This window comes from Kribbella antibiotica, assembly GCF_004349055.1.
Classification (GTDB): Bacteria; Actinomycetota; Actinomycetes; order Propionibacteriales; family Kribbellaceae; genus Kribbella; species Kribbella antibiotica.
In genome coordinates this window covers 40,892-66,674 of the sequence record NZ_SMKX01000037.1, presented here as the reverse complement: position 1 = coordinate 66,674, position 25,783 = coordinate 40,892, and the positions used below count along the sequence as shown (strand labels likewise).

Genomic DNA, 25,783 nt, shown 5'->3' with positions numbered 1-25,783 from the left:
ACCCATCCCCGGCCCGCACCAACACCCAACGACCTTCGCCCATACCCCCAGCCTGACCCCGATCGACCGCCGCCGCGATCCCCAACACGCCGTACGGCGCCCTAAAACCGCAGCTCCCGAATCCCCGCCAACTCGATCCCGTACCGCGCATAAACCTTCGTAGTGTTCTCCCCCGTCAGCTCCATCTCCGCGACCCCCAACGCAGCCCCCACCTGTACGACGTGCTCCCGCGACCGCCCCTCGATTTCCAGGTACGGCGGAATCAACGGCCAAGAGTCGATCTCCAACTGCGCCCCCAGCAGCTCGAAACTCACCCGCCGATTCTCCTGATAAGACTTCGCCACAAACCCCATCCGCCCGAGCAACTGATTGGCCGTCTCGAAGTCCCCAACCACCACCTCAGTCTCCGTCGTACCGTCAATCCCGTCGTGCGCAATCTCCTTAACCGCCAGCGTCACCTCGCTCCCCGTATCCCGCAACCGAACCCACCGAGACTCATCCCCAGCCTCGATGTCATAGACATACCGCCGCATCAACCGCTCAGCGATCCGCCGCCCACTCAGCCTGAGGATCTTGGCCGCCAGCACATCCGGCTCGACTCCCAACACCTTTGCCTCGAACTCAATCGCCACGCCCACCTCACATCGCCGAATCTGCCACCCGGGGGGCTGTTGCCCGAGCACCCCAACCGATAGCGTCGCAGCTCGACCTGGACACGGAGGGAACCATGGGCCGCAAGCTCGTTGTGTTGCGCGACGACGGATCCGAAGCCGTCCTCGAGGAGATCCTCGCCCCGGACGAACAGAACCTCCACGACCGCCTTCGCCTGTCCCCCGGCCTGCTGCCGATCGAGGACCTCGACCTTGACGGACCGCTACTCGTCGTTGGGCAGGAGGTGAGTCTCGCGTCCGGGCGGATCGACCTTGTCGGCCTTGCCCGAGGCGGCGACATCCTGCTCGTCGAGTTCAAGACCGGCCCTCAGAATCCGGATTTCCGCCACGTACTCGCGCAGCTCGTCGACTACGGAAGTGACCTCTGGGAACAATCCCTCGACGAATTCGACAACACCGTCGTACGGCGTTATCTCGCCAGCAAGTACTGCACCGATCCGAACATGGTTGGCGCCCGGTCACTCGAGGATGCCCGGGCCCGAGCCTGGCCCGAGATGTCCGACTCTGAGGCCAGCCAGTTCCGAGCCCGCGTCACCGAGACACTTGAAACAGGTGACTTCCATTTCGTCGCGGTGGCACAGCGTTTCACCACGTCGATGGAGAACTCGGTTCGCTACCTGAATCAGTCGATGAAGCGAGGAAGCTTCTACCTCGCAGAGTTGATCCGGTACCAATCGACGTTCCTCCCCATGCCCGATCAGAAGACCATCAGCGCCTACGCCTGCCAGATCGTTGCCCGGCCGGAACGCCGGCCCGTCGGCCCGTCGGCCCATATCGGCGAGGCCGACCTTCTCGACTCCATCACCGACAACGAATACCGCCTGGCTCTAGAGCGGATCTTCGACGCCTGCCGTGGAGTCGGTCTGAGGTTCGATTGGGGAACGAAAGGCGCGTCGATCAGGCTCCCGACGCAGGACCGTGCCGAGCCGCTGTCGATCGCGTGGATCTTTCCTCCGGACAGCACCGGCAACTGGTCCGGGCTGTCCCACCTCACCCTCGGCTACGACAAGCAAAGCCTGGCCAGCAGACCTTCCGTCAAGACCCGGATCGAACAGTACGGCGAGGACGTCCACGCCCTGCCAGGCGGCAAATCGCCCAGAATCAAACTGATCGTGGGAGCCACCTTCGATCCGTCAGCAGTCGTCGCCGGCGAGACCCAATTGACAGCGCTGATCACAGAGACTGTCGCCTCGATCAACGAAGCAGGACGGCTGGCCTGAGCACGTGTACTACATCGGGGTAGACCTCGCCTGGGGCCAAAAGAACATGACAGGCCTCGCGGCCATCGACGCATCCGGACACTTGCTAGCCGCCACCCAGCGGAAGACCGACGACGAAATCATCGACTGGCTGACACCGTGGACCACCGGCCCGTGCCTGGTCGCGATCGACGCCCCGATCATCGTCACCAACCCCACCGGAAACCGCCCCTGCGAGAGCCTGGTCAGTAGACACTTCGGCCGGTACGGCGCCTCCTGCCACTCGGCCAACCTCTCAAAACCGCATTTCGCCGATGGGACCCGCGCCCTCCGCCTCACCGACAAGCTCGGCCTAGCTGTCGACCCGCGTGATCAGTCCGAACGCCGCGCGGTCGAGGTCTATCCGCACCCAGCGATCGTCGTCCTCTTCGACCTGCCGTACATCCTCACCTACAAGAACAAGCCCGGCCGCGACCTAGAGCACCTCCGTCGCGAACTCCTCAGCCTCTTGGACCACCTCGAGACTCTCCGCGAGGCATCCCCACCCCTCCTGCTCGATACCTGCCCCGACTGGCACCGCATCAGGCAAGCAACCACCCAGGCCGAACGAAAAGCCGACCTCGGCCGAATCGAAGACTCGATCGACGGAATCGTCTGCGCCTACATCGCCGCCTACGCCGTAGCCAACCCCACCGCCGTCCGAGCCATGGGCAACCCCGAAACCGGCTACATCCTCACCCCGGTAACCCCAGAAATCGCCAGCGCCTACGACTCAGCCTGAGGCAGCAACGGTCTGAGCGAGCCCGCCTAGCGACCAACTGAGGGCTCAACCTCGGGCACCGACTTCGCCGCGAGCCATGCGCGCACGCTCGCAGCATTGGTGTGACCATGCGCCTTTAACGCGTCGACGATGTCTTGACCGCAGATCAGCGCGATCGGATGGCCATCGGTACGGACTTCCGTGTAGGCCTGCGTGCCGAAGTACGACGTGGTGACAAAGACGCCGAACTCACGATGCCGGATGCGGGATATCAGCCGGGCGATGTCCCGAACCCCCACCGATGTAGTAGGTGCGTAGCACTTCGCCTCAAGAGCGAAGTCGATGGTTATCCGATCAGACGGCGGACCGAGGCTGTACTCACCGACCGCGTCCCGGCCGCCGTCGCGGCTCGGACGCGTGACATCGCAACGTCCAGTGGCAGGAGCAATGAGCCTCCACAAATCGACGGCTATCGGCTCGAAGTCATGCTCCCGGCCGCGGAAGTGATCGCGAATCACCGTCAGCATCTCCCGCTCGACCGGACCCTCCGGCAGTTGCGCTGCTTTGGATCTCACGATCGTTGTCGACGGCGCCTCCAACGGCGTGTATACCCGTTCGTCCACCCATGCCTTCCACACGGCAGGACAGTGCACACTCTCGTAGCCGTTGCCAGCGATCACGTCGTTGATCCAAGCCCTGGTCACCCGGCCTACGTCCAGGACCGTGAATCGTGCACGGTAGTTCTGAAAGCGCCGCCCACCTGTCGTGCGCCAGACCGCGACTAGATCATCGTCACTCGGCAGCGACTCTGCACCCGGGACCAGCAGACCAATGAACGCAACGCTCCGACCGGGGATCGCCTTATGGAAGAGCAGAAACGGGGGCACTTTCCGCCGGTCCACAAAGGTGCCGTGACCAAACGCGAAGACATCCCGGAGCAAAAGATTCCCATCGCGCTGCGTCTCGTGAAGCTCACGTCCCGGCCGCCGGTTGTCACCAAAGTAGGTAAAGACACCAGTCTGAGTATCCAGGACATCTGGCCAGTCAGCTTCGGTTCCAGACGTGTACAGCGCCACGAGGCGTACCGACTCTGAGCGCACCGATCCCCTCGGCCTGAAGCCGCCCTGGTTGCCAACCGGCAGGAGCCGCGCGAGTGCGTCGTCTGCCGCCGATCCGGCTGTGCCACCGGCGTAGACGGCATCGACGATCAGGTCCGCGGACTTGAGATCCTCAAACGAAAAGATGGGGCCGATACTCACCATCGCAGGCTACCTGGCGGAGGGGGACTACAGGACTGAGCGGCACCTGCAACTGAACCACTGTACGTCTACCGCCGAATGGGGCAGGAGACTCAGACACACCAACCAGCGTTGCAGCATGGCCAGACCTCAGCTGACAGACTGCGCAGGTGAGTATCCAGACCGGCGCTCAGCCTCCATCCGGAAATAGTGCAACCCAAAACATGCAGGACAGCCGGAGTCGGGCGGTTCGTCGCCGACGCAATATCTTCCGTACCTATTCACCCCCAGCTGGGCCCATGTCGAAGTCCGCGAAAGCATGGCAGCTGGCCAGCGATATAACCCAGCCGATACCGCCTGAGGTTGTACCCCTAGTTACCTGGTTCGAAAAACAGGTCGACGCGCGGGACCGCTTTCGATGGGCGCTGCGCGACTCCCTCGATGAGTTGCTGGATGGCCAGCGGACGGGCCGGTGGTGCTATCAGCACCTCACGAAGACCGAGAAGACCTATCTCGGTACAGCAGTTGAGGTGAACCTGACCAAAGAGTTCGAGATCGAGAACGGTACCGACCTCGACTGGCGTATCGCGAACGTGGACGTGGACTGCAAGTTCTCGAAGGACCTAGGAGGCTGGGAAATTCCGATGGAGATGTACGTCTGCGCAGACCATGGCGAACGGTCAGGCATCGCCGACCACCCTGCACTGCTGGTTTGGTTCAATGACGACGCTAGTGAGTGGGCTGCTGGCATCGTCACCATCTCGGACGAACGGCTCCGCTGGAAGCCCGCTAAAGGCCCCCAAGTACGAGCACGCGCGTACAACCGCGACAACAAGCGGAAGATCGATCCCGACCACGCCGGTGGCATCCACTGGCTGTGGGGCGGCCTTCAAACTGATCTGCCAAGAAACCACATTCGCAATCTTCCTGACGACGCACGATCACGGATCTTCGCGTTCCCGAAGTCTGGCCAGAAGCGAGTGGACCAACTCTTCCGCGAGGTCCAGGGACGCATCGTCGGAAGACAAACCGTGCTGACCGTCGCCCAGCAGGACGACGCACCCAAGCGAGCGCGCGATGCGCGCCTCCGGCTACGGGACGAAGGCGTCATCGTGCTCGGCCATCAGAAGGAACACTCCATGATCGCAAGCGCATTGGGCTTGACGGCACCGATCAAAGGCGAATGGATTGCGGTCCGAGTGAAGCGGGCACGGACCCACCTTCCGGACGCATTCGAAGCCGACGGTGCGTGGTGGACACTCGCGAAGGACTCCGACCCTCCCGAACCGGCTCCGGATCTCTCGCAGGATGCCACCTCTGGCAAGAGCTGACGACCCGCCCCAGATCGCGTTTGGTTACCCCCGCACAACGGATCTCCGGACAACGCAGCACGAGCTGTCTCCGCGCCGCAAGCGATCCTCTACATCGTCTATCGTCATGCCCTGTGAGCAACTCGATGCTGCCTGATATGCCGTTCAAGGAACCGGATCCGGATGCCGCGCGGGATGATGTCGTGGCTGCGTTCAGGACGGCTGACCCGGACGGAAAGCGGGCAGCCGCAATCTTTCGGGCGACGTTTGATCAGCTGTATGACGGGCAGCACACTGGACGCTACCGGTGGGATCAGTTGTTCAAGACCGAGAAGACCCACTTCGGAACGCTGGTCGAGATCAACATCCGGAGGGCTTTCGACGATGTCATCGACGAGCCTGCGGCTGGTGATCCGCTCGACTACAAGGTTCGCGGGCACGATGTCGATTGCAAGTATTCGCAGCGCAATGGTGGCTGGATGCTGCCGCCTGAGTGCTTCGGCCAGCTGCTCTTGGTGGCGACTGCGGACGACGCACGTGGCGTCTGGAGTCTCGGGGTGGTGCGAGCGAGCGACGAGAACCGCAACAAGGGACAGAACCGTGATGCCAAGGCTAGCTTGAGCATGCGTGGCCGTGCCCAGATCGCTTGGCTGCACATTGAGGCCAGTCTTCCGCCCAACATCCTGCTGGGGCTCGACCCGATCACAGTAGAGGCCGTTCTTGCGCCGAAGAGCGGCCAGAAGCGTGTCACCGAGCTCCTGCAGCGGGTTACCAACCTGCGCATCGGACGGAACACCATCGCCACTCTCGCCCAGCAGGACGACTACATGGCGCGTCTCAGGGACAACGGCAATGGTGCTCGGTCGACCCTCAGGAAGCTCGGCTACCTCATCCCGGGCGGCGACTACGAAGTGCACAGGAAGGTGGCCCGTCAGCTTGGCGCATCGGTCCCGGAGCCTGGCGAGGTCGTGAGTCTGCGTGTGGTGCCGGCTGACGAAGCCAGCCCATGGACGACCGAGCTCGACGGAAGGCACTGGCGACTCGCACGCGAGGACGAGGAGTGCCGCGAGCCAGCACCTAAGTTACCCAGTACCAAGAAGGCTAAGCCGGATACGGTTGCGCCGCCGGAGAGCGACCTTCTGATATGAACCCTCGCCGCACGCAGGCACAAACGTCAGCGGCTCGGCCGATCCCGTCGTACGGCGAGACGCCGACAACGCCGGGCCGGTCACGGAACATGCGAGCGATCCGGCGCGCGAACACGAAGCCCGAGGTCGAGTTGAGGTCAGCACTGCATCGGCAGGGTTACAGGTTTCGGAAAGACCTGAGCATCTACACAACGACACGGAGGGTCCGGCCCGATGTCGTCTTCACAGCACGCAAGGTGGCGGTCTTCGTCGACGGATGCTTCTGGCACTGCTGTCCCGAACACGGACGGAAGCCGTCAGTGAATTCGGGTTATTGGTCGCCAAAGCTGCAGCGCAACGTCGAGCGAGACAGGCTCGCGGACACTGCGCTGCAACAGGATGGCTGGACCGTCGTGCGGGTCTGGGAGCACGAAGAGATCGGTACTGCTCTCGCCACGGTGATTCGCGCACTGGGCGAGAGCGGCCGCGACTAGCTCACCTTGGAGCGCATCTGCGCCAGGTACTCGTGGCGGATGTGCTCATCCTGACCGACAAACGCTCTGAAGGTTCCCAGCTTGTAGGTGGTCTCGCCTGCGGCGTCTTCACCTTCGTGCACATCGAAGTCACGCTTCAGGTTCTTCACCCGGATCTTGATCTCGTCGGCAGTGAGCGCATCATCGACGCGGCCCTGGATCTCTGCGATCGTGAGCGGCTCATCGGCAGCGCGCAACGCGCGATAGATCTCATCATGCGTCACAGACTCGGTCGTCAGCCGCGGCTCACCGTCGTGGTTGAGCGCCGCGACAATCTGAAGGCCAATTGCCCTCGCTACAGGCGGCGGAAAAGCGTTGCCTACTTGGCGATAACGGGATGTCTTCTTACCGGTGAAGGTCCATTCCGTCTCATCCCAGCCCTGGAGCCGCGCAACCATTTCAACGGTGAGCTTGGGCTTGAAATCCGGATCTTTCTCGGCCGACGGCGCTTCGTTCGCGACGCCCATGCCATCTACGCCCAACTCCGCCCAGGCCCGCTTTGCACGGGTTGGGCCTAGGTCGGCGCCGCCATGCTTCTTCGAGCCGCCGACGATGGTGGGACCAACCTTGTTGGCTGCCTGCGTCCATGCATCCGCATTCCAGCCGTTTGCTTCCATAAGGTCACGAAGGACCTCGCCCACCGTCGGCTGAGTCGAGGCAGCCTCGGGCCAGCTGAAGTAGCGAGCGTCCTCTTCGCGCAGCGCGACTAGGACGAAACGTGGTCGCAGCTGCGCGACACCGAAATCTGAGGCTTGGAGCAATCTCCAGTCCGCAACGTAGCCAAGTTCGCTGAGGCGATCGAGAACATGCTGCCGATAGGCCGAGAATCGGGGCGCAGAGAGTCCTCGCACATTCTCAAGCATCAGGGCTCGGGGACGAACGACACCGCATAGCTCAACTGCCCATGCGAAGAGATCACGCTCATCATTTGCTCCGAGCTGCTTGCCGGCAATGGAGAACGGCGGGCAGGGCACGCCACCTGCAAGGAGGTCGACGCCGACGAAGTCCTCAGGCTTCCAGACCGCTTCGTCAGCGACATCGCCTGTTCGGACATCCCAATCGGGGCGGTTGAATCTGAGAGTGTCAGCTGCGGTGGCATCGAGCTCGACCGCAAGCGCGTGCTCGAATCCTGCCATCTCAAGGCCCAAGGCTTGGCCGCCGGCCCCCGCGCAAATCTCAACTACTCGCAATTGTTTCACGAGACCTCCCCGCAATTCGAACATTTGTTCGAGTGTAGTGACCTTCTTCACTGAGGGTCAAATCGCGCTGACAGCTAGAGACGCTCGGGCAAGGCAGCCATGCATCAGATCGCGGGGAAGCGTCCAACTGATGCGTCGCGGCGCAGGTCATGCCGAAAGAATCCGCTCTGCCAGGGGACCGAACAGGCAGAGCTTAGCCGCTGCAAGTCGCCTGGTCCGACAGGCTCGTCGATGACTACCGTCTGGGGCCTCTCTGGCCACCGAGCAATTTCACTCCCTAGCTAGCGCCACCCTCACAACTACCCGATCACCACCAGTCAGCAGGCGTTCGGTACCGTCATCGCGTGACGACTGAGGGTGGCGACGGATCCACCTTATGGAAGATCCGCGGCGAGCGCCTGGTCGACGACTCCCGGCGTCTGCGGCTAAGCATCGCGTCGGTCGAGCTCCCTGATGGTGTGCAGTTCGAGCAGTACGTTCTTCGGATATCCAAGGCCGCGATGGTGCCGTGCTCGACGACGGGCGACAGCATGTGCTGATGATCTGGAGGCACCGTTTCATCATTGATCGCTGAGTCTGGGAACTGCCGGGTGACTACGTCGATCCCAGCGAAGACCCGGTCCTCAACGCAGCTCGTGAGGTTGAGGAGGAAACAGGCTGGCGCCCACGGAACGTGAAGCCGCTGGTCTCGCGCCGACCACATCGGGAACCTGCAGACATCAACGAGGCCCAGCGCGTCGACTGGACCAGTCTGGATTCGATCCGCGACCGCATCGACGCCGGCGCAGCGTTTCTTGTGGGCTTGCTGCATGTGCTCGCGTTCCGAACGACCTGACCTTAGTTCAGGGATTTGGCGAACGCACGATTGAGCTCGCAACGTCCCGGCACGTAGGAAGGAATGGGCTGGTAGCCGGCACCTGAGTAGAGACGGATGGCCGCTCGGTTGAGCGAGCCAGTCTCCAGTAGGATCCCGCGAGCGCCGTGAGTAGCCGCGTGCTGTTCCAGGTGATCCAGGATCCTCCGCCCGAGACCTTGGCCACGGTTGTCCGGCGACACGAACATCTTCCGTACCTCGACCAATCGCTCTTGTCGATCGTAGGTTCGATAGCCGCCGCATCCCACCGGCTCACCACTCGGCTTGTAGCCCACGAGAAGCAAGCCCCGAGGCTCGCCGTAGTCGCTGACAGCCTGCGATTCGGGTGAATCAGCGAAGCCGTACATCACCAAAGAGCAGGCCAAGCACGGCATGGGCGGAATCCTGGCGAACATCCGAGGCCGGTGGGTCAACCACCTTTGGCGGGCCATCGAAGCGGAGTTCAAACCGACCCACCTCGCGGTAGCGAGCGAGGTCGGCTTCTCCGTACCGGCAACTCTCATCACCAACAGCCTGGACGAGGCGCGTCAGTTCGCCAAGGAGCACGACCCGATCATCTACAAGCCGTTGCAGAACACGAACCTGACGAGTCCCGATGGCAATGCCCTGATGGTGTGGGCTGATGAGGTCCGGCCGGTCGAGCTGGACGAATCGGTCTCGCTCGCCCTGCACCTGTTCCAGACGCGAGTAGACAAGGTGGCAGATGTCCGAACGACCGTCATCGGGGACCAGGTATTCAGTGTGCGGGTCCAGTCGCCTCACCTGGACTGGCGCCGGGACTACGACCAGGTGACATACGCGGTGGTCGACACGCCGTCGTACGTTGTGGAGGCTTGTCACCGTTACCTCGGTAGGTTCGGCTTGCTGTTCGGAGCCTTTGACTTCGGCATCGCGCACGACGGTTCGTGGGTTTGGTATGAGTGCAACACGGGCGGGCAGTGGCACTGGCTCGAACTTGAGACCGGGCTGCCGATGACGGCGGCTCTGGCAGACCTTCTGGAGATCAGATGACAACCAATGAGGTAGAGCCGGAAGCCTGGCAACGTCAGGTCCGCGAGATGGTTGCCGAGGTCAAGGAAAAGGGACACCTGTCAGACCCGCGCCTCCAGGCCGCGTTCGCCGACGTACCTCGGCATGTCTTCGTGCCGTACTTTCTGCGGATCGAGCTGAACAGCGACGGATTCGCGGTTATGGACGGCAAAATGGATCGGACCGATTCCGATTACCTTGATGCTGTCTACACCGATCAGCCGCTGATCACCCAGACGAAACCGGTTGAGGGCCAGCCGGACAGCTATGTGTGGACTTCGTCCTCCTCGATGCCGTCTGTGATGGCCGACATGATCGAGGAGCTGGACGTCCAGCCGGGTATGTCGATCTTGGAGAGCGGCACCGGCACTGGCTACCACGCTGCGATCCTCTGCCACCTCCTGGGCGATGATGCGGTGACTACCGTCGAGATCGACCCGGATCTGCTCCGAGAAGCGCTGGAGCGACTGGACAGCCTCGGGTATCACCCGGCGACGAACGCGGCCGGTCGGCGCCATGACCGGGTACTTGCGACTCACGCTGTCGATCACGTGCCGTACGACTGGATTCGTTGGAGCAGGCCGGGCGCAGTGATCCTCACCGATCTGCGGCCACCGTCGAACAGCGAGCTAGGCGCATGGGTCAAGCTCACCGTAGACGCGGACGGGACGACCGCTAGCGGCAAGCTGATGCCGCCTCGCGGGTACTTCATGAGCGCTCGCAAGGTGGCCGACTTCGCGGACATCGGGCACCAGCTTCCCGAGCTGACCCTTGAGGAGCACCAAGCCCGAGCCGACCTGATGGAGGATCGCGAAACCGGCCTGTCACCTGTCGTCTTTCAGGATGAGGCATTCCGCCTGTACTTCTGGCGGCAGAGCATCGACGTGTGGTGGTGGAGCCAGGACGAAAGCATCAACCTCAACGCTCCCGATGGGTCCTGGGCACAGGTCGACGACGGAACGGTGAGCATGATCGGCCCCCGTGATCTTTGGGCCGAGGCGGAGCAGGCGCACGAGCGATGGCTGAACGCGGGGCAGCCGGACCTGTCGGAGTGGATTGTCATGGTCACGGCCGATGGCCGGACAGTAGTAGATCTCCCGCAGTAGCGGCTGATCGCTGTCTCCGAAAACTGTCTGTCCGCCCAAATACGATCAGCCTGCCGCCCAACGAAGGCCTGGGTATCGCGAAAGGAACCAATGATCATCGTCACCAACTCACCGGAGGCCCTGCGCGCGGCCATGGTCGACCACATCAAGGCAGCCGGCCATGCCACGAACCCAACAGTCGAACGGGCCATGCGCACTGTTCCGCGGCACGACTTCGTTCCCGAAGCCAGCATTGACGACGCGTACGCCGACATCGCGGTCATCACCAAGAGTGCTAGCGATGGTTCGGCGCTGAGCTGCGCCTCCGCGCCCATCATCGTCGCCATGATGCTGGACCAACTCCAGGTCAAGCCCGGCAACCGCATCCTCGAAATCGGCGCGGGCACCGGCTACAACGCCGCTCTTCTCGCTCAGCTGACCGGCCCCGGCGGATCTGTCACGACGGTGGACATCGATCCCGAGGTCACCGCTGGCGCGCGTCGCGGACTGGACGCGACCGGCAACGAACACGTCGAGGTCATCACCTGCAACGGGTCACTCGGGGGGCCCGAGAACGCGCCGTACGACCGCATCATCTTCACTGTCGGCGCCTGGGACCTGACGCCGGCGTTCTGGGAGCAGTTGGCTCCCGACGGTCGTCTGGTTGTGCCGCTGCGCTGGCGAGGCCAGACCCGGAGCGTGGCATTCGTCCGAGATGGCGACGCCCTCGTATCGGACTCGATGGAGCTTTGCGGCTTCGTGCCCATGATCGGGCAAGAAGGTGAGCGCAGCGGCGCCATCGACGCCGATGGTCTGGTCACCTTGTACTGGGACGGCGACCAGGCAATCGACGCGGCAAAACTGAGCGGTGTCCTCGACCAGCCTAAAGAAGCCGTCTGGTCCGAGGTGCTGGTTGGGCCTCAGGAACCCTTCGACGGCATCTGGCTCCGGCTCACTGCCCATGACAGCCGCATCTGCCGTATCTCCGCTGACCGCGCCGCTGTCGACGCCGGCCTGTGCACTCCCGCGATCCCCGCCCGCAGCCCAGCGCTGGCCGAAGACGGCAGCCTCGCCTACCTCGTTTTCAGAAAGATCCAAGAGGGCAGATTCGAGCTCGGCGCTATCGGAAATGGACCGTACGGCGGACATCTCGCCGGACAGCTCTGCGAGGCGATCGAGGCCTGGAATCAAGACCGCAGCGCCAAGCCAACCGTGCGGGCATACTTATCCAACGCCTCCACATCGGCCATCTCGTTTGACCCAGCAATGAGTCATGAGGTGATCGAGAAGACTGCATCGCGCCTAGTCGTCAGCATGTGCTGAGCTTTCGACCGTGCCCCCACTTGCTGCCGCGCTACAGGCTGGGCCTGGCAGCAAGCTGGACAACCTCATCGATCGCCGCCGCGACGAGCTCCGGCTGATCGTTCTGCACGTAGTGTCCGCCTACCTCGGCCACCTTCTGCATCGCGCCCAGATCGGCGGCGAGAGCCTGGTGCCCGCTTTGCCAGCGCTTGTCCACAGCATCCAGGCTGAACGGTCGCCAGAGATCCGGGGTCTTCGACTCCAGCCAACGACCGACACGACTCGTGACAACGACACTCGGCATGTTGAGCGAGCGCCTGCTGGCCGCGGCGTCTTCAGCGCCGAGCTTCACATCGAACGAGGCATGGTCGTCGCGGTCGCCATCAGGCATAACAAGTTTTGGCTTCTCGATGTCCAGGTACAACTGGACATCGCTCGGATCGACAAGCACCAGCCCGGCAACCTCCTGCGGCCACTGGGCGGCGAAGACCTGTGCGATCGCGGCACCAATCGAGTGACCGACAACTACATAGGGACCCGTGATATCTGCTGCCGCCAGCAGCCGATGCAGCTCTTCGGCGACCGCTCCGAACGACCGTGGCGTCGAATCCGCCAGCGAGTCGCTGTCGCCGATGCCAGCACGCGCATATGTCACGAGTTGAACGGAGGATTTCAGTGCCGCGATGGTCGCTTCCCAGGCTTCACCCGCGTCGCCCAGCCCAGAGCTGAACACCACAGTTGGTGCGCCATCGCCAGTGATCTCTGCTGCCAGCTTGTAGCCGCCGACGTCGATTTGGGTGGCCGACATGGCGCCAATCGTACGGCAGACACCGAGTGCCCTGCAGAGGCTCACGCGAGTGGAAGTCGAAGGCAGTACTCGTGCATCGGTAGTGTCTTGCCGTGACATCCGAGGGCGAGAAGCAGGCGACGCAGTGGACGATTCACGGCGAGCGCGTGGTCGACGAGACCCGCCGCCTGCGGCTGAGCATCGCGTCGGTTGAGCTGCCTGATGGCGTGCAGTTCGAGCAGTACGTGCTGCGGATGCCTAAGGCCGCGATGATGGTCGTGCTCGATGACAAGCAAGAGAACGTGCTCATGTTGTGGCGGCATCGCTTCATCATTGACCGTTGGGTTTGGGAGTTGCCAGGCGGCTATGTCGACCCTGATGAAGACCCGGCCATCACGGCTGCGCGCGAGGTGGAGGAAGAGACGGGTTGGCGTCCGAGGAACGTCGAGCCTCTAGTCTCACTCCAACCATCTGTGGGTACGACGGACGCCGAGAACTTGCTGTTCGTCTCGCATGGCGCCGACCACATCGGCGATCCCGAGGACATCAACGAGGCGCAGCGAGTCGAGTGGATCGGACTCGACTCGATTCGTCGGCGCATCAGCGACGGTGAGATTGTCGGCGCCGCATCCCTTGTCGGTCTGCTACACGTCATCGCATACCGAACTACCTGATCGACGGGTGAGGTCCCGATATCGACCAGCGCGCCGACCACGGCGACGTCCTAGTGGCTATACCGCTGGGGCGCCTAGAAAGGCAGTGAAGGAAGCATGAGAACAGACTTCTACAACGACCCGGACGCCCCGACGCCGAACTCGCTGGTCGTGGCCGCATCTGCTGTTGTCGAGGAGTCGGGGAAAGTTCTCATGGTTCGCCGTTTGGACTCGGGGAACTGGGCGCTTCCGGGCGGGCAGATGGAGCTTGGTGAATCACTGGCGGCATGTGTACGTAGGGAGGTCCTGGAGGAGACCGGGATCGCGGTGGAGGTCACCGGCATTGTGGGCATCTACAGCGACCCCAATCACGTCATCCAGTACTCCGACGGTGAGGTTCGGCAGCAGTTCAACGTCTGCCTCACCGCACGCCGAACCGCCGGCGAGGCCAGGGTTGGCGACTCAGAATCCACATCCGTCGAGTACTTCTTCCCAGCCGAGATCGAGAAACTGTCGCTGCACCCGACGCAGCAGTTGCGCTTACGCGACTATTTCACCGGCAACTTGAGCGTGCTCTGATCCTTAGCGCAGGCTCTCGATGTGCTCGAAGATGTCGGCGTCGGTTTGTTGCTGCCAGTCGGGGAGGTCATCCCAGTCGGCTACGTAGGCAGGCTTGGGGTCTGGGATGTGCTTGTAGATCTGGCCGATCCAGCAGAGGGCTACGAAGCGGCCCTTCTGGGCTCGGGTGAGCTTGCTGGTGCGGCCGTCTGAGGCGACGACGAAGGCGCGGACCTGGTCATGGACGGCGGCAGCGCTGGCGCGTTCCCAGTCCGGGGTTTCGTCCCATGGGGTGATGTAGCCAGGCTTGGGCTCACCGGGGTAGTACTTCTTGACGCCAGCGATCCACGCTTCGCGGAAGACTTGGCCCTGCTCGTTCGGCAACGTGATGCTCCTTGTAGTCATGAGCGGACTTCAAGCCTTCGCGCCGCTGCGCGAGGCGGCGCCGGTTGAGCGCCGTACCCGCCTCACGTTCGTCGTCGACGTGGCTGAATTATATCCAGCGGGCTGGACGGCGTCCCGGAATTCGTTCGGCGAATGCGCGCCAGGGACTCCCTCCTCAAGCCGACCGGCAGAAGTCAGAACTGCGTCGAACTCGGCCCGCAACGTTGCCACTTCCGCGATGGTCTCTCCGACAGCGCGCGCCTCGCTGTCGACCACGTATGCCCAGTGGACGTGCGGGACTCCAGAAGCAAGCGCTTCGAGCCATGGCCCGATGACCAGGCGGGCTTCGTCACTCAGGACGTCAAGCTCGACATCTACCCCCGCCGCTCTGAGCCGCGCCGCTCCGCCCTCTTCACGCGATGTCGGGTCGATCAGCGAGATGGCTACACGGGCGATGCCGGCGTCGATGAGTGCTTGTCGACAGGGCGGGGTTCGTCCCTGGTGATTGCATGGCTCCAAGGTGACGACCGCCGTACCACCGCGTGCCTGCTCCCCCGCCGCTGCCAGCGCATTCACCTCTGCGTGAGCCTCGCCCTTTCGGCGGTGGTAACCCTCACCGACCACGTTGCCGTCGACATCAAGCACGACACAGCCGACCGGCGGATTGGGACTCGTTGAGCCGAGCCCCAAGGCTGACAACGCAACGGCCCGACGCATTGCCGCCTCTTCGTGAGGATTCGCCATGACTACCGAGGTTCCCTTCGAACGGCCGTGAAACTTTCAGCGGTCAGATTGTCAGGCGGCTGGTGTAGCCGGCCTGGATCAGGCGTTCGTAGGCGACGTGTACTTCGTCCGGCACCTCCTGCTCGATAGCGAAGCCGAGTGCGGGGTACTCGATGATTCGTTGCAGGTCGCCGACGAGCATGTCGAGAACTAGTTTCGGGTCGCCGATGTTGGCGATGTAGTCGGCGAGCTCAATGGGTTCCGAGGCGCAGGTCACCTCGACATCTGGCCATAGCTTCTGGCAGGTGGCGAAGGCTCGGCGTTCCATGTAGGGCTTGGAGATCAGTAGCACTGATTCGATGGGCTCTGCGGCTAGCAACTCGCGAGTGAAGGCGATGTTCTGGCCTGTGTTCGTTGCGCGGGGCTCAATCAGTACGTCGGACTCGGGTACGCCGAGGGTGATTGCGTGCTCGCGGTAGTGGATTGCCTCGCCGCGGGGAAAGCGCGTGAGGGTCGTTCGGCTGTTGGCTCCGGTGAAGACCAGGGTCGGAAAGAGGCGCTGTTTGTAGAGGTGGGCGGCGAATGTTGCGACGCCTAGGTCGTGGCTGCCGAGGCCGATTCCCACATCCGTGGGACGCAGCTCGTGATGCATCTGGTGGTAGTCCCAGATCAGTTGGGCGTCTGGTTTTAGCCGTGAGAACCAGCTCCACTTGTCCATGAGAAATAGCTCCACTTTCGGGCGGCGATCGGATCGGTCAGTTGCCCTGCACTAAGAACACAAGTGGCGGTCATCGAATAAAGGTGAACCAGTGCCGGCCGAGCTCAAGGGGACGGGGGGCGGCGGCGAGGCGGTGGACGCCCACCGACCACTGGTCCTCGTCCGGCGCGACGAAGGCGACCTCCTCGAAGCCGGCGTCAGCGAACCAGCCACGAATGGAAGGGGTGAGGTCGGGATCGTTGCGGTGGCGGGTCCAGACGACTTCGGCCCCTGGCGCGCAGAGCTGTGGTGCTGCCTCGACGGTCGCCTGGATGTCGACGTCGCTCACGTTGCCGAAGATGCCGCACAGCAGTACGAGATCGGCCTGGCCGGCGTCCGAGTAAACCTCGCTCTGCGCCGCATCGGCCTGTCGGACGTCGATCCGCGCAGGCGATGCCTTGGCATCCTCTCGGGCGCAGGCGGCCAGTTCGGCGTCGTACTCGACCAGGAGGGCGGTGACCCGGTCGGCATCCGAGCGCCCGGCCAAAACACCGAGCAGGTCGCGCCCGTCGCCGGCGCAAGCGCTGACCACGCGCACGGGATTCGGGGCGGTCTCGTCTAGACGGCGGTCAATCTGAGCTCGGACAGCGGCGAGTCGGTCTCCCAGTCCTGAGCCCGGGTTGGCATAGGCGTCGTGCCACTTCGACCAGTTCGTGTTCACAGCCTCGACCCTAGGCGCTCATCGGTTCCCACGCGCCATGGCAACTCGGCCAGCCAAGGACGCTGAGGGCGGGTCCCGACCGACGATTGGCTGTTGGGCAACGTTGCTCTGGGGCGAGCTGAATCTGATCGGTGGAGAGATCGTGAGTGTGCCGTTCCTGCCGTTCGACCCGGAGCAAACGTTGCGGCACTATGTTTTTCACATGCTGTACGGCGTTACGCAGGTACCGCTTCTAGTCGTTGCCTGGAGCAAGCGGCGCGGTTTGATGGACTAGCCGGGCGGCGGCGATGACGTCGTCGATGGATTCAGCGACGATGGTGGGATCGTCGGCTTGGATGTTGTGGCCGCCTTGGCGGGCGACTTTGTGGGTGGCGCCGAGGTCGGTGGCTAGGGATTCGTGGTGGCGTTGCCAGCGGGCGTCGAGTTCGGTGAGGGCGAAGGGTTTCCAGCGGTCTAGGTCGATGTCTTCTTCGAGCCAGCGGTCTACGCGGCTGGCGATGACGACAGTTGGTACGACGAGGGTGCGTCTGCTCCTGTCGACTTCGTCCACGCTGGCGACTACGTCGTACGTGAGGTGGTCTTCGCGGTCACCGTCGGCGGCGGTGAGGTGGGGTTCGTCCATGTCGAGGCTCAGGTGGACGTCGGAGGCATCGACGAGGATCAGGCCGGCGATGTTCTCTGGCCGCTGGGCGGCGTAGATCAGGGCGATCAGTCCGCCGAACGAGTGGCCGACCAGGATGAACGGGCCGGTGAGGTTGGTGGCCGCGAGTAGGCGGTGGAGCTCGTCTGCTGAGGCGCCGAGTTTGCGCGTCGCGGAGTCGGCCGGGGTTTCGCTGTCGCCGATTCCGGCGCGGTCGTAGGTCAGAAGAGTTGTCGAAGACTGAAGGGCCGCGATGGCTGCGGTCCAGGAGTCTTTGCCACCGCCGGCCCCGGAGATGAAGACGACCGTTGGCGAGCCCTCCCCCGAGATCTCAGCTGCGAGCTTGTAGCCGCCGACGTCGAACCTGGTGATCGCCATGGCGACGAGCCTAGCCGCGGCGGTCACTGCGCTCTCTTGATCTCAAGCGTGGTTGAGGTACGAAGGTGGGCTGGTGAGCACAACAGAGACAGAAATCGAAGCGATCATGCAGGTGATCGACACGGTCGAGCACGCCCAGAACAACGAGCTTCCCGAGGAGTTCCTCAACCTGTTCCGGTCTGACGCGATCTGGACGACAGGCGGGGGGAAGCGCCTGTACGGCCGCGACGCGATCTCGGACTTCACCCGCCAGGTGCTGCCAGGGGCGATGAAGGACACGACGGTCAGGTTCGAGCTCGAGCACCTGATGTTCATCCGCCCTGACGTTGCCGCCGTCAAGTTGCGTCAGATCTACCAAACGCCCGACGGGCCGGACGTGGGCTCGCCGTTGTGGATCCTGGCCAAGGAGGACGGCAAGTGGCTGCTGACGGCCGCCCAGAACATCGGCGTACCGGACGATGAGTTGACGGCGAGCACGGACAAGCACCCCGTCTTCGCCCCGGGGAAGTAGCGCACTTAGAACGTGTGGTGATCGAACTGAGTGCATTCTCCTGTTGGACAGGTCAGCCAACGAGGAGGAGGTTGGAGGTATGGACTTTACTCAGCTTGGACGGACGGGACTGAAGGTCAGCCGGATCGTATTGGGGACGATGAACTTCGGGCCGCACACGAGCGTGGAGGACTCGCACGCGATCATGGATGCCGCGCACGACAAGGGCATCAACTTCTTCGACACTGCGAACGGGTACGGGCGGTCGATCTACCCGGGGCGGACTGAAGAAATCGTCGGCGAGTGGTTTGCGAAGGACCCGCAGAACCGTGAGAAGACGGTGCTCGCGACGAAGGTGTACGGCGACATGGAGTCGGACTGGCCGAACACGAGTCGGTTGTCGGCGCTCAATATTCGACGCTCGCTGGACGCGAGTCTGAAGCGGTTGCAGACCGACTATGTCGACCTGTACCAGTTCCACCACATCGACCGGGCGACGCCGTGGGAAGAGATCTGGCAGGCGATCGAGGTCGCCGTACAGCAGGGCAAGATCCTGTACGCCGGGAGCAGCAACTTCGCTGGTTGGCACATCGCGCAGGCGCAGGCGGCCGCGGCCAAGCGGAACTACATCGGGCTGGTCAGCGAGCAGTCGATCTACAACCTGATCACGCGCGATGTCGAGCGTGAGGTTTTGCCGGCGGCGCAGGAGTATGGGATTGGCGTGATTCCGTGGTCGCCGTTGCAGGGTGGACTGCTGGGTGGCGTTGTGCGCAAGGAAAACCAGGGGGTACGGCGGCTCGAGGGGCGCTCGAAAGAGGCGCTCGAGAAGCTGCGGCCGCAGATCGAGCAGTACGAGGCGTTTGCGGATGAGCTCGGGCATGAGCCGGGCGATGTCGCGCTCGCGTGGCTGCTGCACCAGCCGGCCGTGACCGGACCGATCGTGGGGCCGCGAACGATGGAGCAGCTGGAGTCCGCCGTACGGGCTGTTGATGTGAAGCTCGACGAGAAGGCGCTGGCGCGGCTCGACGAGATCTTCCCGGGCTACAAGACGGCGCCCGAGGACTACGCCTGGTGAAGCCCCTCGCCGGTACGCCGACAGTCGGCGTACCGGCGGTTCGTATCAGGTCGCGCGCGGCCAGGTGCGCAGCGCGGCTCTTGCGAACGTGACGCCTTGCGGTGTCAGCACTTCAGGCCCGCTGAGGAGTCGGCCCTTGTGGACCAGAGTTCCGGTGCGGCGAAGCACAGCCAGAGTGTCCCAGAGGCTCGCTCGCGCCATCGACACAGTGACCGGAGTCAGATCTTCGGCTCGCCAGCCAATCGCGTTGAGCAAGTCCGCGACGATCTGATCCAGGTCGCCGGTTGATTGCGCGGCGACCGCAGTCAGGGCAATCAGCCCGGCCTGGACGTCATAGGCGTCTTTGGATGTCACTGGCATGTGCTCGGCCAGGTGCCACCACAGAGCGACGGGGTCTTGGCGGAGCACACGGCCTCGCGGCGTGAGGACGAGCGAACCCTTGTGTTTGCGCAGCAATCCCATCGCCTGCGCAGTCTCCCGCAGCGTCAGGACCGGTGGGGTCCGGGCCTCACGGTTGCCCATGCCGATCCACTCGTCTCCCAGATGGAGCTCGGCCATAGCTGCTTTCACATGTTCAGGCTGCAGATAGCCGGCGCTGGTCAGCTTGAGACCCTCCACACCGACGCGGTTCAACAGCCACGTGTACGGCGCGACCATCCGGGTTGCCGTTTCATCATCGATCTCGATCGGTGCGTGCAGTTCGGCGCCCGCGAGCAACTGCTCGAACTCGCGTTGGCTGGAAGGCGGCCGGATCGCTTCGACGAAGGCTTCGAGCGGTCCGGGGAGATCCGCTTTGTTGCTGAGTGCAACCAGCTGTCGATTGATGCTCTTGGCATCGAACGGAGTCGGGGCGTAGGGGCGCGGATCGGCATCATCGCCGTACCTGCTGACGTACTCGGCGACCGCCGCAACGTGATCTGGGTGATCCGGATCGATGGCAGCACGGATTAGCTCGTAGCCGCCTACCCCGCCGCAATCCTCGCCCGGCCCCGGAAGCTCGCCGCCGACGCAAATAGCCCGCGGAGCGGACTCATCCCGCGGCTGAACGGACTCGAGCTTGAGGTTGTGCAACCAGTCGTCGCCGAAGTCGTACAGGTAGAAGAGTTCGTCGCCCGGCTGAGCCAGGACCTCGTCGAGGCGCACCTCGTTCTCCGGTACGCCGGTCTCGCCTTCCTCGACCTGGAACGGGCACAGGTAGTGCTCGCTCGTCCGATCGTAGTAAGCCGCACCTGAGGCGAACTCGTGCAGATGACTGTCGGTCCAGCCGAACGCGGTCTGGATGATGTCGTGGATCTCGTTCAAGTAGAGGTCGGAGGCGAGCTCCAGCCGCCGCCACAACAGCGGCTCAGTCTCGTCGAGCTCAACCCGCACCTGATAAGTGACCGCGTCGTCGCGGCGTGGGCCGCGCCGGGACGGGGGTGGCTCCTCACGGCCCATGAACTCGTCCATCAGAGCAGTCGGGATGGCCGACACCGGCCGAGGATCAGGGTTGGATGCCACCCTGAAACCCTAGCGCCGACCGTTCAGGCGTGGACTGCAGTGGTGGGGAGCATGCCGAGGAGGGCGTCGGCGGCCAGGGAGGCGGCGGTGCCGGTGGGGACGGCTACCGAGACCTGCCAGTCGGCGGCGCTGCCTGGGGTGAGCGGGACCGTGACATGGTCGCCGCGCTTGGCCGCAATGCGCTCGGGGACCAGCGCTACGCCCAGGTTGTGGGCGACCAGTGCCAAGAGGGTGTGTACGTCGTTCACCTCGATCGTGACCGGATGAGCGACGCCGGCGGCCGCGAAGGCTCGGTCGGAGATGGTGCGGGCGCCCCAGGTCGGGTCGAAGTCGACGAAGGATTCGCCTGCCAGATCGTCCAGGGAGACCGGCTTGCCGTTGGCCAGGCGGTGATCCGGGGCACAGACGACGACCATGGGCTCGCGGGAGAGCGGGCGGAGGTCCAGGCCGTCGACGGGGTCGCCGGAGGTGGCGACGAAGGCCAGGTCGAGGCGGCCGGAGGCTAGCTCGTCGAGCATGGGGGTTGAGCCGCCTTGACGGACCTCGATCTCGACGCCCGGGTAGGCGGAGCGGAACTTCGCCAGTACGGCGGGTACGTCGACGACGCCGAGGCACTGTTCGAGCCCGACGCTGAGGTGGCCGCGGAGCAGACCCTGTACGGCGGCGACCGCGTCACGAGCGGCTTCGGCGGCAGCGAGGGTACGGCGGCCTTCGCACAGGAGCGCGCGTCCCGCCTCGGTGAGCTCGACGCTGCGGGTGTTGCGAACGAAGAGGGAGGCCCGGAGCTCACGCTCGAGCGCCCGGATCGACGCGGACAGGCCCGACTGCGAGATGGACATCGCCTCAGCCGCCCGCGTGAAGTGCTTCTGCTCGGCGACGGCCACGAAGTGTTCCAAGTGCCTGAGCTCCATGACTAAGAACTCTAGTCGATCGATACAAGCAGATTCTCCTGTGCAGATTGTCGCTGGAGTTATCCACAGGTTCAAACTCATCGGCTGGACGGGGTGGTGATCTCCATATGTTCCAGGCATGGATGACTTACAGACAGACGACGACTTCGACTGCTACGACGAGGATGAGGAACTGCGCACGTTCCAGCGGATGCTTGCCTTGGAGCCTGCGCTTGATCGGTGGCGACCTTCCGTGCGACATGAGGAGCGCGGCGACCACATGGGGGCACTGATCTCGTACACCCGTGCGCTCGACGGGCTGAGCCCGGAGGAGATCTGTTCGTTCTGGGGATCGGTGCTCGTGAGCGGTCGGCGCCGGGCAAGGTGGGCGCTGGGGATCGCGTTGGACAGCACCGACCGGTTGGCGGTGGCCGGGGCGGTCGAGCGAGTCGATCGGTACTTCGATGTTCTCGATGCGTTGCGAGCCCCGAAGGTGGAAGAAGGACAGGTTGAGGTTTGGAGCCGGTCGGAACTGCTGCTCGCGCTGGAACGATGGCCTCAGCGCATCACCTCCGACAGCATCGCCGACTACTACCGAGAGGTGGAGCGCGCTTTGCGCACGTGCGGGGGCGGCGGCGTCGCCGTCGTGCAGCGGACTTTGGAGTGCACGGACGGCGGCGCGACGACGGTTGCTTGGCCGCCTGCCCGTAATCAGGGGTGCTGGTGTGACTCAGGCGTGCGATACAAGCGGTGTTGTGGTGGGGAGGTGTTGGCGGAGGGCAGTTTGGCTTGGGGGCCTGCCCGGTTGCGGGAAGGAGCAGAGCTGGCTGTCTGTAGGGTGTGAGCATGGCGGATGAGTTTCGGGTTGAGGTCGTGCTGGGCAATGACGAGCACGGGTTGACGTTCTGGGATCGGGTGCGGGCGCTGGATCTGGATGACGATGCGCGCAAGCGGCTCGGGAGCCAGGTCACGGTGACGCGCGACGGGAACCGGATGCTGCTGTACACGCAGACGCTTGCGGATGCGCAGGAGGCTGAGCGGACCGCCAAGGAGCTTGTTGCCGGGGACAATCTGACGGCGACGTACACGGTGACTCGGTGGAATGCCTCCGAGCAGGAGTGGACGGATCCGAGCGTGCCGGTGGGTGCGCACGACGAGGCCAGTGACGAGGCGAAGAACGCGGGCATGGAGGTGCCGGACCCCCGGTACGTCGTCCTGCAGGCCTACAAGCCGGAGTTTCTGCGCGACCTCGGTCTCTGACGGCGCTTGACAACGGTTCGGTGACGGGACCGGTCAGGGTATGAGGTTGACTCCCCCGCAGCCTTAGTCTCGGCGGGTCGCTGCGCGCTCACTGGGCGTGTCTCTGCGACCGTTGAGGTGCTCGAGGGAGAGGGGAATCATGTCTCGTCGACATGGTGTCGTGGCTGCTGCCGTTGTGGTGTCGCTGCTGGTTGCCGGGTGTTCCGATGTGGCGGCCAGCGAGTCGAGCCCGTCGGGGACGCCGACGACCAGCACCACTCCCAGCACGCCGAGCACCAGCACTCCCCCGGCCGGCACTCCGTCAGCAACCTCCAAGCCGACCGCGCAACCGACCGCGCCGCCAACGATCAAGCCGACGACGACACCTACCGCCAAGCCCACGACGAAGCCCACGACCAGGCCGACGAATCCGCACAACGCGCAGTACTACGCGTTGAAGGTGGAGCAGAAGCTGGACAAGCTCGGCTACCCGGTCGGCGATCCCGACGGCGACATAACCGTGCGAGCCCGGCAGGCGTTGTGTGCTTGGCGCGAGACGAACGGCATGCCGATCACCCGCAAGGGTCTGACGCTGGACGAGGCCTACTCGGTCATCAACGCGACCGCGAAGCCGACACCGACCCGCGCGGACGGGATCTACGTCAACAAGACCTGCCAGATCCTGTACCAAATCGTCAACAAGCAGTACAAGCGGATCGTCTGGATCTCGACCGGCGCTCCCGGGTACGACACCCCGAACCGCACCGGCAAGGTCTGGCGCAAGTGGGCCGGTGCGCACGAGAGCAGCCTGTACGACGACGCCTACATGTACGACTCGATCTACTTCCTCAAGGATCGTCCGGGGATCGCGCTGCACGGATCGCGCGTCAACTCGCTGATCAAGCCGTACCCGGCAAGTCACCGCTGCGTGCGCGTCCTGCGACCCCAGATCAACCAGATCTTCGCCGACACCCCGATCGGTACGACGGTCTCCGTGTACGGCAAGTACGAATACAGCTGACAGCCGTGATCGGACTTGGTCTGGGCCTCGCCGGCACCGGCCGCAAGGACTAGCGGGCAAGCCCAGACACAGCAACTAGGATCTCTGGTCTATGGCGTCCACTCGAATTCGCAGAGCCCCGGAGGAGTCACGCCGGGCAATCCTGCAAGCAGCCGAGGAACTCCTCATCGACGGCGGGCTCGAGGCCGTCAGCGTCCGCGCCGTCGGCAAGCGGATCGGCATGACCGACGCCGGCGTCGCGCACCATTTCGGCAGCCGCCAGGACCTGCTCGTCGCACTCCTACGCCATGGCGGTCGCCGGATCCGCGATGCAGTCGAACAGGCGGTTGCCAGCTGGGCAGACGGCCAGGCCGACATCAACGACCTGATCCGGACCATCGCCCGCGTCTACGACCAGGGTTACGCCGAACTCGCCGTCGCACTCCACGCAGCCGGCTGGGAAGACCCGGGCGTCGGATTCCTGGAGCCGGTCGTCCAGATCCTGCACGCTGCCCGGACTCGGGCCGGCCGGCCGGCACCACTGAGTGACACCCGCCTGGCCGTGGCCGCACTCCACCAGGCACTCGCACTCGACGCCACGTACGGCGCTGCCTTCCGCCGCAGCGCAGGAGTCAGCGAGGCCGCAGCAAAGCGACCTGGCCCCCAGCGAACCTGGTGGGCCAACACACTTAGCACCGCACTCGGCCTGCAGGACGAGGCGGCGCGAGGCTAGCGCAGGGCGGCCGCGAACAGCGGAACGACCTTGTCCAGCGCGTAGCCGATCGACAGGATCGAGTCGGTCGCGAAGGCGCTGCTCAGGGTCTTGTCGTTGAAGACGACGACGTGGCCGGCCTTCACCGACGGGACCTTCTGAAACAGCGGGTCATCGGTGATTTTGCTGGCATCGACGCCGATCGGCGCCATCACGGTGAGATCGGCGTCCAGCAGATCGAGCTGCTCCTGCGACACCTTGATCGAGAACCCCTCGGTGGCCTTGGCCTCCACCTTCGGGTTGTTCGTGAATCCCAGCCGCTGAACGAAGTCGACCCGACCGGTCCCGGCGGTGTACGCGCCGTACCCATCGCTGGTCCGCGAGCCGAGGGTGATCGTCTTGCCCTTGAACTCGGGGTGCTCGGCAACAGTCTTGGCGAACCGCGTCTTGGTGTCGGCGATCAGCTGCTTGCCCTGATCCACCCGACCCAGCGCCGCGGCGACCATCTCAGTCTGCTTCTCCCACGACACCTTGTAGGCGTCCCCACCAGTCGGTACGCCGACAGTCGGGGCGATCGCCTTCAACGTGTCGTACCGCTCCTGGTCGCCACTCGACTTCGTGTCCAGGATGAGGTCCGGCTTCAACGCAGCGATCTTCTCGAACTCCGGCTCCAGCGTCCCGATCTTCTGCGGCGCCTGCTGGTATTTCACGGTCACCCACGGCCCGAGGCCCTCGCCACCGAACGCGAGCCAGTCGCTGGCACCCACCGGCTGCACGCCGAGCGCCAAGGCAGTCTCGGCATCGCCCCAACCCAGCGCGACAACGCGCTTCGGCTCGCTCGGGATCGTCACCTCGCCGAACTTGGTGTCGACCTTCGAGAATGCCGCGCCGGAGACGCCATCCTTGTCGCCTCCGCCACAGCCCGCCAGCCCGACCACCGCCAGCGCGAGAACAACCGCCGTACCAATCAGACCCTGAGGCCGAAGATTACGCATGAGGCAAGGTTAGC

At 64.0% G+C, this 25,783-nt stretch carries 31 protein-coding genes and 1 pseudogene; 19 read left to right on the top strand and 13 right to left on the bottom strand.

The window, feature by feature from the left end; all coding sequences use genetic code 11:
• Positions 1-101 precede the first annotated feature (101 nt).
• On the bottom strand, positions 102-632 hold the full coding sequence (locus E1263_RS15635; protein WP_132168030.1) for a CYTH domain-containing protein: 531 nt from the start codon (positions 630-632) through the stop codon (positions 102-104).
• A gap of 95 nt (positions 633-727) precedes the next feature.
• Between E1263_RS15635 and E1263_RS15630 the strand changes: the two genes are divergently transcribed.
• Both E1263_RS15630 and E1263_RS15625 read left to right on the top strand, forming a co-directional pair.
• Positions 728-1,891, top strand: a complete 1,164-nt coding sequence (locus tag E1263_RS15630; protein ID WP_132168029.1) for a PDDEXK family nuclease — start codon at positions 728-730, stop codon at positions 1,889-1,891.
• Positions 1,892-1,895: 4 nt separating this feature from the next.
• The gene (locus E1263_RS15625) at positions 1,896-2,651 is read left to right on the top strand and encodes a DUF429 domain-containing protein (RefSeq protein ID WP_132168028.1); all 756 of its coding nucleotides are present in this window, start codon (positions 1,896-1,898) and stop codon (positions 2,649-2,651) included.
• A gap of 26 nt (positions 2,652-2,677) precedes the next feature.
• Here E1263_RS15625 and E1263_RS15620 read toward each other — a convergent pair whose 3' ends face one another.
• Positions 2,678-3,889, bottom strand: coding sequence for a restriction endonuclease (locus E1263_RS15620; protein WP_202868895.1), 1,212 nt, complete (start codon positions 3,887-3,889; stop codon positions 2,678-2,680).
• A 278-nt stretch (positions 3,890-4,167) separates the two neighbouring features.
• Here E1263_RS15620 and E1263_RS15615 point away from each other — a divergent pair, with 278 nt between their 5' ends.
• The 3 genes from E1263_RS15615 to E1263_RS15605 all read left to right on the top strand — a co-directional run bounded on the left by E1263_RS15615 (position 4,168) and on the right by E1263_RS15605 (position 6,799).
• On the top strand, positions 4,168-5,199 hold the full coding sequence (locus E1263_RS15615; protein WP_132168026.1) for a NaeI family type II restriction endonuclease: 1,032 nt from the start codon (positions 4,168-4,170) through the stop codon (positions 5,197-5,199).
• Positions 5,200-5,312: 113 nt separating this feature from the next.
• A complete protein-coding gene (locus E1263_RS15610) occupies positions 5,313-6,326 on the top strand; it encodes a NaeI family type II restriction endonuclease (protein ID WP_202868894.1) in 1,014 nt (337 codons plus the stop codon).
• Positions 6,323-6,799 carry a very short patch repair endonuclease gene (locus E1263_RS15605; RefSeq protein WP_132168025.1) on the top strand — a complete coding sequence of 159 codons (477 nt, stop codon included), beginning with the start codon at positions 6,323-6,325 and terminating at the stop codon, positions 6,797-6,799. The genes E1263_RS15610 and E1263_RS15605 overlap by 4 nt, the downstream gene beginning before the upstream one ends.
• Here E1263_RS15605 and E1263_RS15600 read toward each other — a convergent pair.
• On the bottom strand, positions 6,796-8,061 hold the full coding sequence (locus E1263_RS15600; protein ID WP_132168024.1) for a DNA cytosine methyltransferase: 1,266 nt from the start codon (positions 8,059-8,061) through the stop codon (positions 6,796-6,798). The genes E1263_RS15605 and E1263_RS15600 overlap by 4 nt on opposite strands.
• A 320-nt stretch (positions 8,062-8,381) precedes the next feature.
• Between E1263_RS15600 and E1263_RS43655 the strand changes: the two genes are divergently transcribed.
• The 3 genes and pseudogenes from E1263_RS43655 to E1263_RS43645 all read left to right on the top strand — a co-directional run bounded on the left by E1263_RS43655 (position 8,382) and on the right by E1263_RS43645 (position 8,872).
• Complete coding sequence (locus tag E1263_RS43655; protein WP_238161264.1) at positions 8,382-8,576, top strand: hypothetical protein; 195 nt, start codon at positions 8,382-8,384, stop codon at positions 8,574-8,576.
• Positions 8,577-8,620: 44 nt separating this feature from the next.
• Positions 8,621-8,707: pseudogene (locus E1263_RS43650) on the top strand (NUDIX domain-containing protein); the annotation flags it as partial.
• A gap of 3 nt (positions 8,708-8,710) precedes the next feature.
• Complete coding sequence (locus E1263_RS43645) at positions 8,711-8,872, top strand: hypothetical protein (protein ID WP_238161263.1); 162 nt, start codon at positions 8,711-8,713, stop codon at positions 8,870-8,872.
• Between the two features lie 2 nt (positions 8,873-8,874).
• Here E1263_RS43645 and E1263_RS44345 read toward each other — a convergent pair whose 3' ends face one another.
• On the bottom strand, positions 8,875-9,258 hold the full coding sequence (locus E1263_RS44345; protein WP_132168023.1) for a GNAT family N-acetyltransferase: 384 nt from the start codon (positions 9,256-9,258) through the stop codon (positions 8,875-8,877).
• Positions 9,259-9,283: 25 nt separating this feature from the next.
• Between E1263_RS44345 and E1263_RS15585 the strand changes: the two genes are divergently transcribed.
• The 3 genes from E1263_RS15585 (at position 9,284) to fxlM (ending at position 12,348) form a co-directional block, all read left to right on the top strand.
• Positions 9,284-9,922, top strand: coding sequence for an MvdC/MvdD family ATP grasp protein (locus E1263_RS15585; protein ID WP_132168022.1), 639 nt, complete (start codon positions 9,284-9,286; stop codon positions 9,920-9,922).
• A complete protein-coding gene (locus E1263_RS15580) occupies positions 9,919-11,046 on the top strand; it encodes an rRNA adenine N-6-methyltransferase family protein (RefSeq protein WP_132168021.1) in 1,128 nt (375 codons plus the stop codon). The genes E1263_RS15585 and E1263_RS15580 overlap by 4 nt, the downstream gene beginning before the upstream one ends.
• Before the next feature lie 90 nt (positions 11,047-11,136).
• Positions 11,137-12,348: a methyltransferase, FxLD system gene (gene fxlM, locus E1263_RS15575; protein WP_165956626.1), complete on the top strand. Its 1,212-nt coding sequence runs from the start codon at positions 11,137-11,139 to the stop codon at positions 12,346-12,348.
• Positions 12,349-12,379: 31 nt separating this feature from the next.
• Here the strand turns inward: fxlM and E1263_RS15570 are convergent, their stop codons facing one another.
• Positions 12,380-13,135, bottom strand: coding sequence for an alpha/beta fold hydrolase (locus E1263_RS15570; RefSeq protein ID WP_165956625.1), 756 nt, complete (start codon positions 13,133-13,135; stop codon positions 12,380-12,382).
• A 92-nt stretch (positions 13,136-13,227) separates the two neighbouring features.
• Between E1263_RS15570 and E1263_RS15565 the strand changes: the two genes are divergently transcribed.
• Positions 13,228-13,788, top strand: coding sequence for an NUDIX hydrolase (locus E1263_RS15565; protein WP_132168019.1), 561 nt, complete (start codon positions 13,228-13,230; stop codon positions 13,786-13,788).
• 96 nt (positions 13,789-13,884) lie between these two features.
• Complete coding sequence (locus E1263_RS15560; RefSeq protein WP_132168018.1) at positions 13,885-14,346, top strand: NUDIX domain-containing protein; 462 nt, start codon at positions 13,885-13,887, stop codon at positions 14,344-14,346.
• A gap of 3 nt (positions 14,347-14,349) precedes the next feature.
• Here the strand turns inward: E1263_RS15560 and E1263_RS15555 are convergent, their stop codons facing one another.
• From E1263_RS15555 to E1263_RS15535, 5 genes are all read right to left on the bottom strand, one after another.
• Complete coding sequence (locus tag E1263_RS15555) at positions 14,350-14,730, bottom strand: hypothetical protein (protein ID WP_132168017.1); 381 nt, start codon at positions 14,728-14,730, stop codon at positions 14,350-14,352.
• A 9-nt stretch (positions 14,731-14,739) separates the two neighbouring features.
• Complete coding sequence (ribD, locus tag E1263_RS15550) at positions 14,740-15,426, bottom strand: bifunctional diaminohydroxyphosphoribosylaminopyrimidine deaminase/5-amino-6-(5-phosphoribosylamino)uracil reductase RibD (RefSeq protein ID WP_165956624.1); 687 nt, start codon at positions 15,424-15,426, stop codon at positions 14,740-14,742.
• 70 nt (positions 15,427-15,496) lie between these two features.
• Complete coding sequence (locus tag E1263_RS15545) at positions 15,497-16,150, bottom strand: YdcF family protein (protein WP_132168015.1); 654 nt, start codon at positions 16,148-16,150, stop codon at positions 15,497-15,499.
• A 70-nt stretch (positions 16,151-16,220) separates the two neighbouring features.
• A complete protein-coding gene (locus E1263_RS15540; RefSeq protein WP_132168014.1) occupies positions 16,221-16,850 on the bottom strand; it encodes a class I SAM-dependent methyltransferase in 630 nt (209 codons plus the stop codon).
• A 232-nt stretch (positions 16,851-17,082) separates the two neighbouring features.
• Positions 17,083-17,868 carry an alpha/beta fold hydrolase gene (locus E1263_RS15535; RefSeq protein WP_132168013.1) on the bottom strand — a complete coding sequence of 262 codons (786 nt, stop codon included), beginning with the start codon at positions 17,866-17,868 and terminating at the stop codon, positions 17,083-17,085.
• Between the two features lie 73 nt (positions 17,869-17,941).
• Between E1263_RS15535 and E1263_RS15530 the strand changes: the two genes are divergently transcribed.
• Positions 17,942-18,379, top strand: a complete 438-nt coding sequence (locus E1263_RS15530; protein WP_238161262.1) for an SgcJ/EcaC family oxidoreductase — start codon at positions 17,942-17,944, stop codon at positions 18,377-18,379.
• A gap of 79 nt (positions 18,380-18,458) precedes the next feature.
• Positions 18,459-19,433: an aldo/keto reductase gene (locus tag E1263_RS15525; protein WP_132168012.1), complete on the top strand. Its 975-nt coding sequence runs from the start codon at positions 18,459-18,461 to the stop codon at positions 19,431-19,433.
• A 45-nt stretch (positions 19,434-19,478) separates the two neighbouring features.
• On the opposite strand, the gene E1263_RS15520 is transcribed toward E1263_RS15525, so the two are convergent.
• On the bottom strand, positions 19,479-20,906 hold the full coding sequence (locus E1263_RS15520; protein ID WP_165956623.1) for a plasmid pRiA4b ORF-3 family protein: 1,428 nt from the start codon (positions 20,904-20,906) through the stop codon (positions 19,479-19,481).
• Positions 20,907-20,956: 50 nt separating this feature from the next.
• Positions 20,957-21,844: a LysR family transcriptional regulator gene (locus E1263_RS15515; protein WP_132168010.1), complete on the bottom strand. Its 888-nt coding sequence runs from the start codon at positions 21,842-21,844 to the stop codon at positions 20,957-20,959.
• A gap of 118 nt (positions 21,845-21,962) precedes the next feature.
• Here E1263_RS15515 and E1263_RS15510 point away from each other — a divergent pair, with 118 nt between their 5' ends.
• The 4 genes from E1263_RS15510 to E1263_RS15495 all read left to right on the top strand — a co-directional run bounded on the left by E1263_RS15510 (position 21,963) and on the right by E1263_RS15495 (position 24,795).
• Complete coding sequence (locus tag E1263_RS15510) at positions 21,963-22,667, top strand: SEC-C domain-containing protein (protein ID WP_132168009.1); 705 nt, start codon at positions 21,963-21,965, stop codon at positions 22,665-22,667.
• 2 nt (positions 22,668-22,669) lie between these two features.
• Complete coding sequence (locus tag E1263_RS15505; RefSeq protein ID WP_132168008.1) at positions 22,670-23,083, top strand: hypothetical protein; 414 nt, start codon at positions 22,670-22,672, stop codon at positions 23,081-23,083.
• A 139-nt stretch (positions 23,084-23,222) separates the two neighbouring features.
• Complete coding sequence (locus E1263_RS15500) at positions 23,223-24,083, top strand: L,D-transpeptidase (RefSeq protein ID WP_132168007.1); 861 nt, start codon at positions 23,223-23,225, stop codon at positions 24,081-24,083.
• A 91-nt stretch (positions 24,084-24,174) separates the two neighbouring features.
• Positions 24,175-24,795 carry a TetR/AcrR family transcriptional regulator gene (locus tag E1263_RS15495; RefSeq protein ID WP_202868893.1) on the top strand — a complete coding sequence of 207 codons (621 nt, stop codon included), beginning with the start codon at positions 24,175-24,177 and terminating at the stop codon, positions 24,793-24,795.
• Here the strand turns inward: E1263_RS15495 and E1263_RS15490 are convergent.
• Positions 24,792-25,769 (bottom strand): iron-siderophore ABC transporter substrate-binding protein, encoded by a 978-nt coding sequence (locus E1263_RS15490; protein WP_132168006.1) that lies wholly within the window; start codon positions 25,767-25,769, stop codon positions 24,792-24,794. The two genes, E1263_RS15495 and E1263_RS15490, sit on opposite strands and share 4 nt — an antisense overlap.
• Between the last annotated feature and the right edge of the window lie 14 nt (positions 25,770-25,783).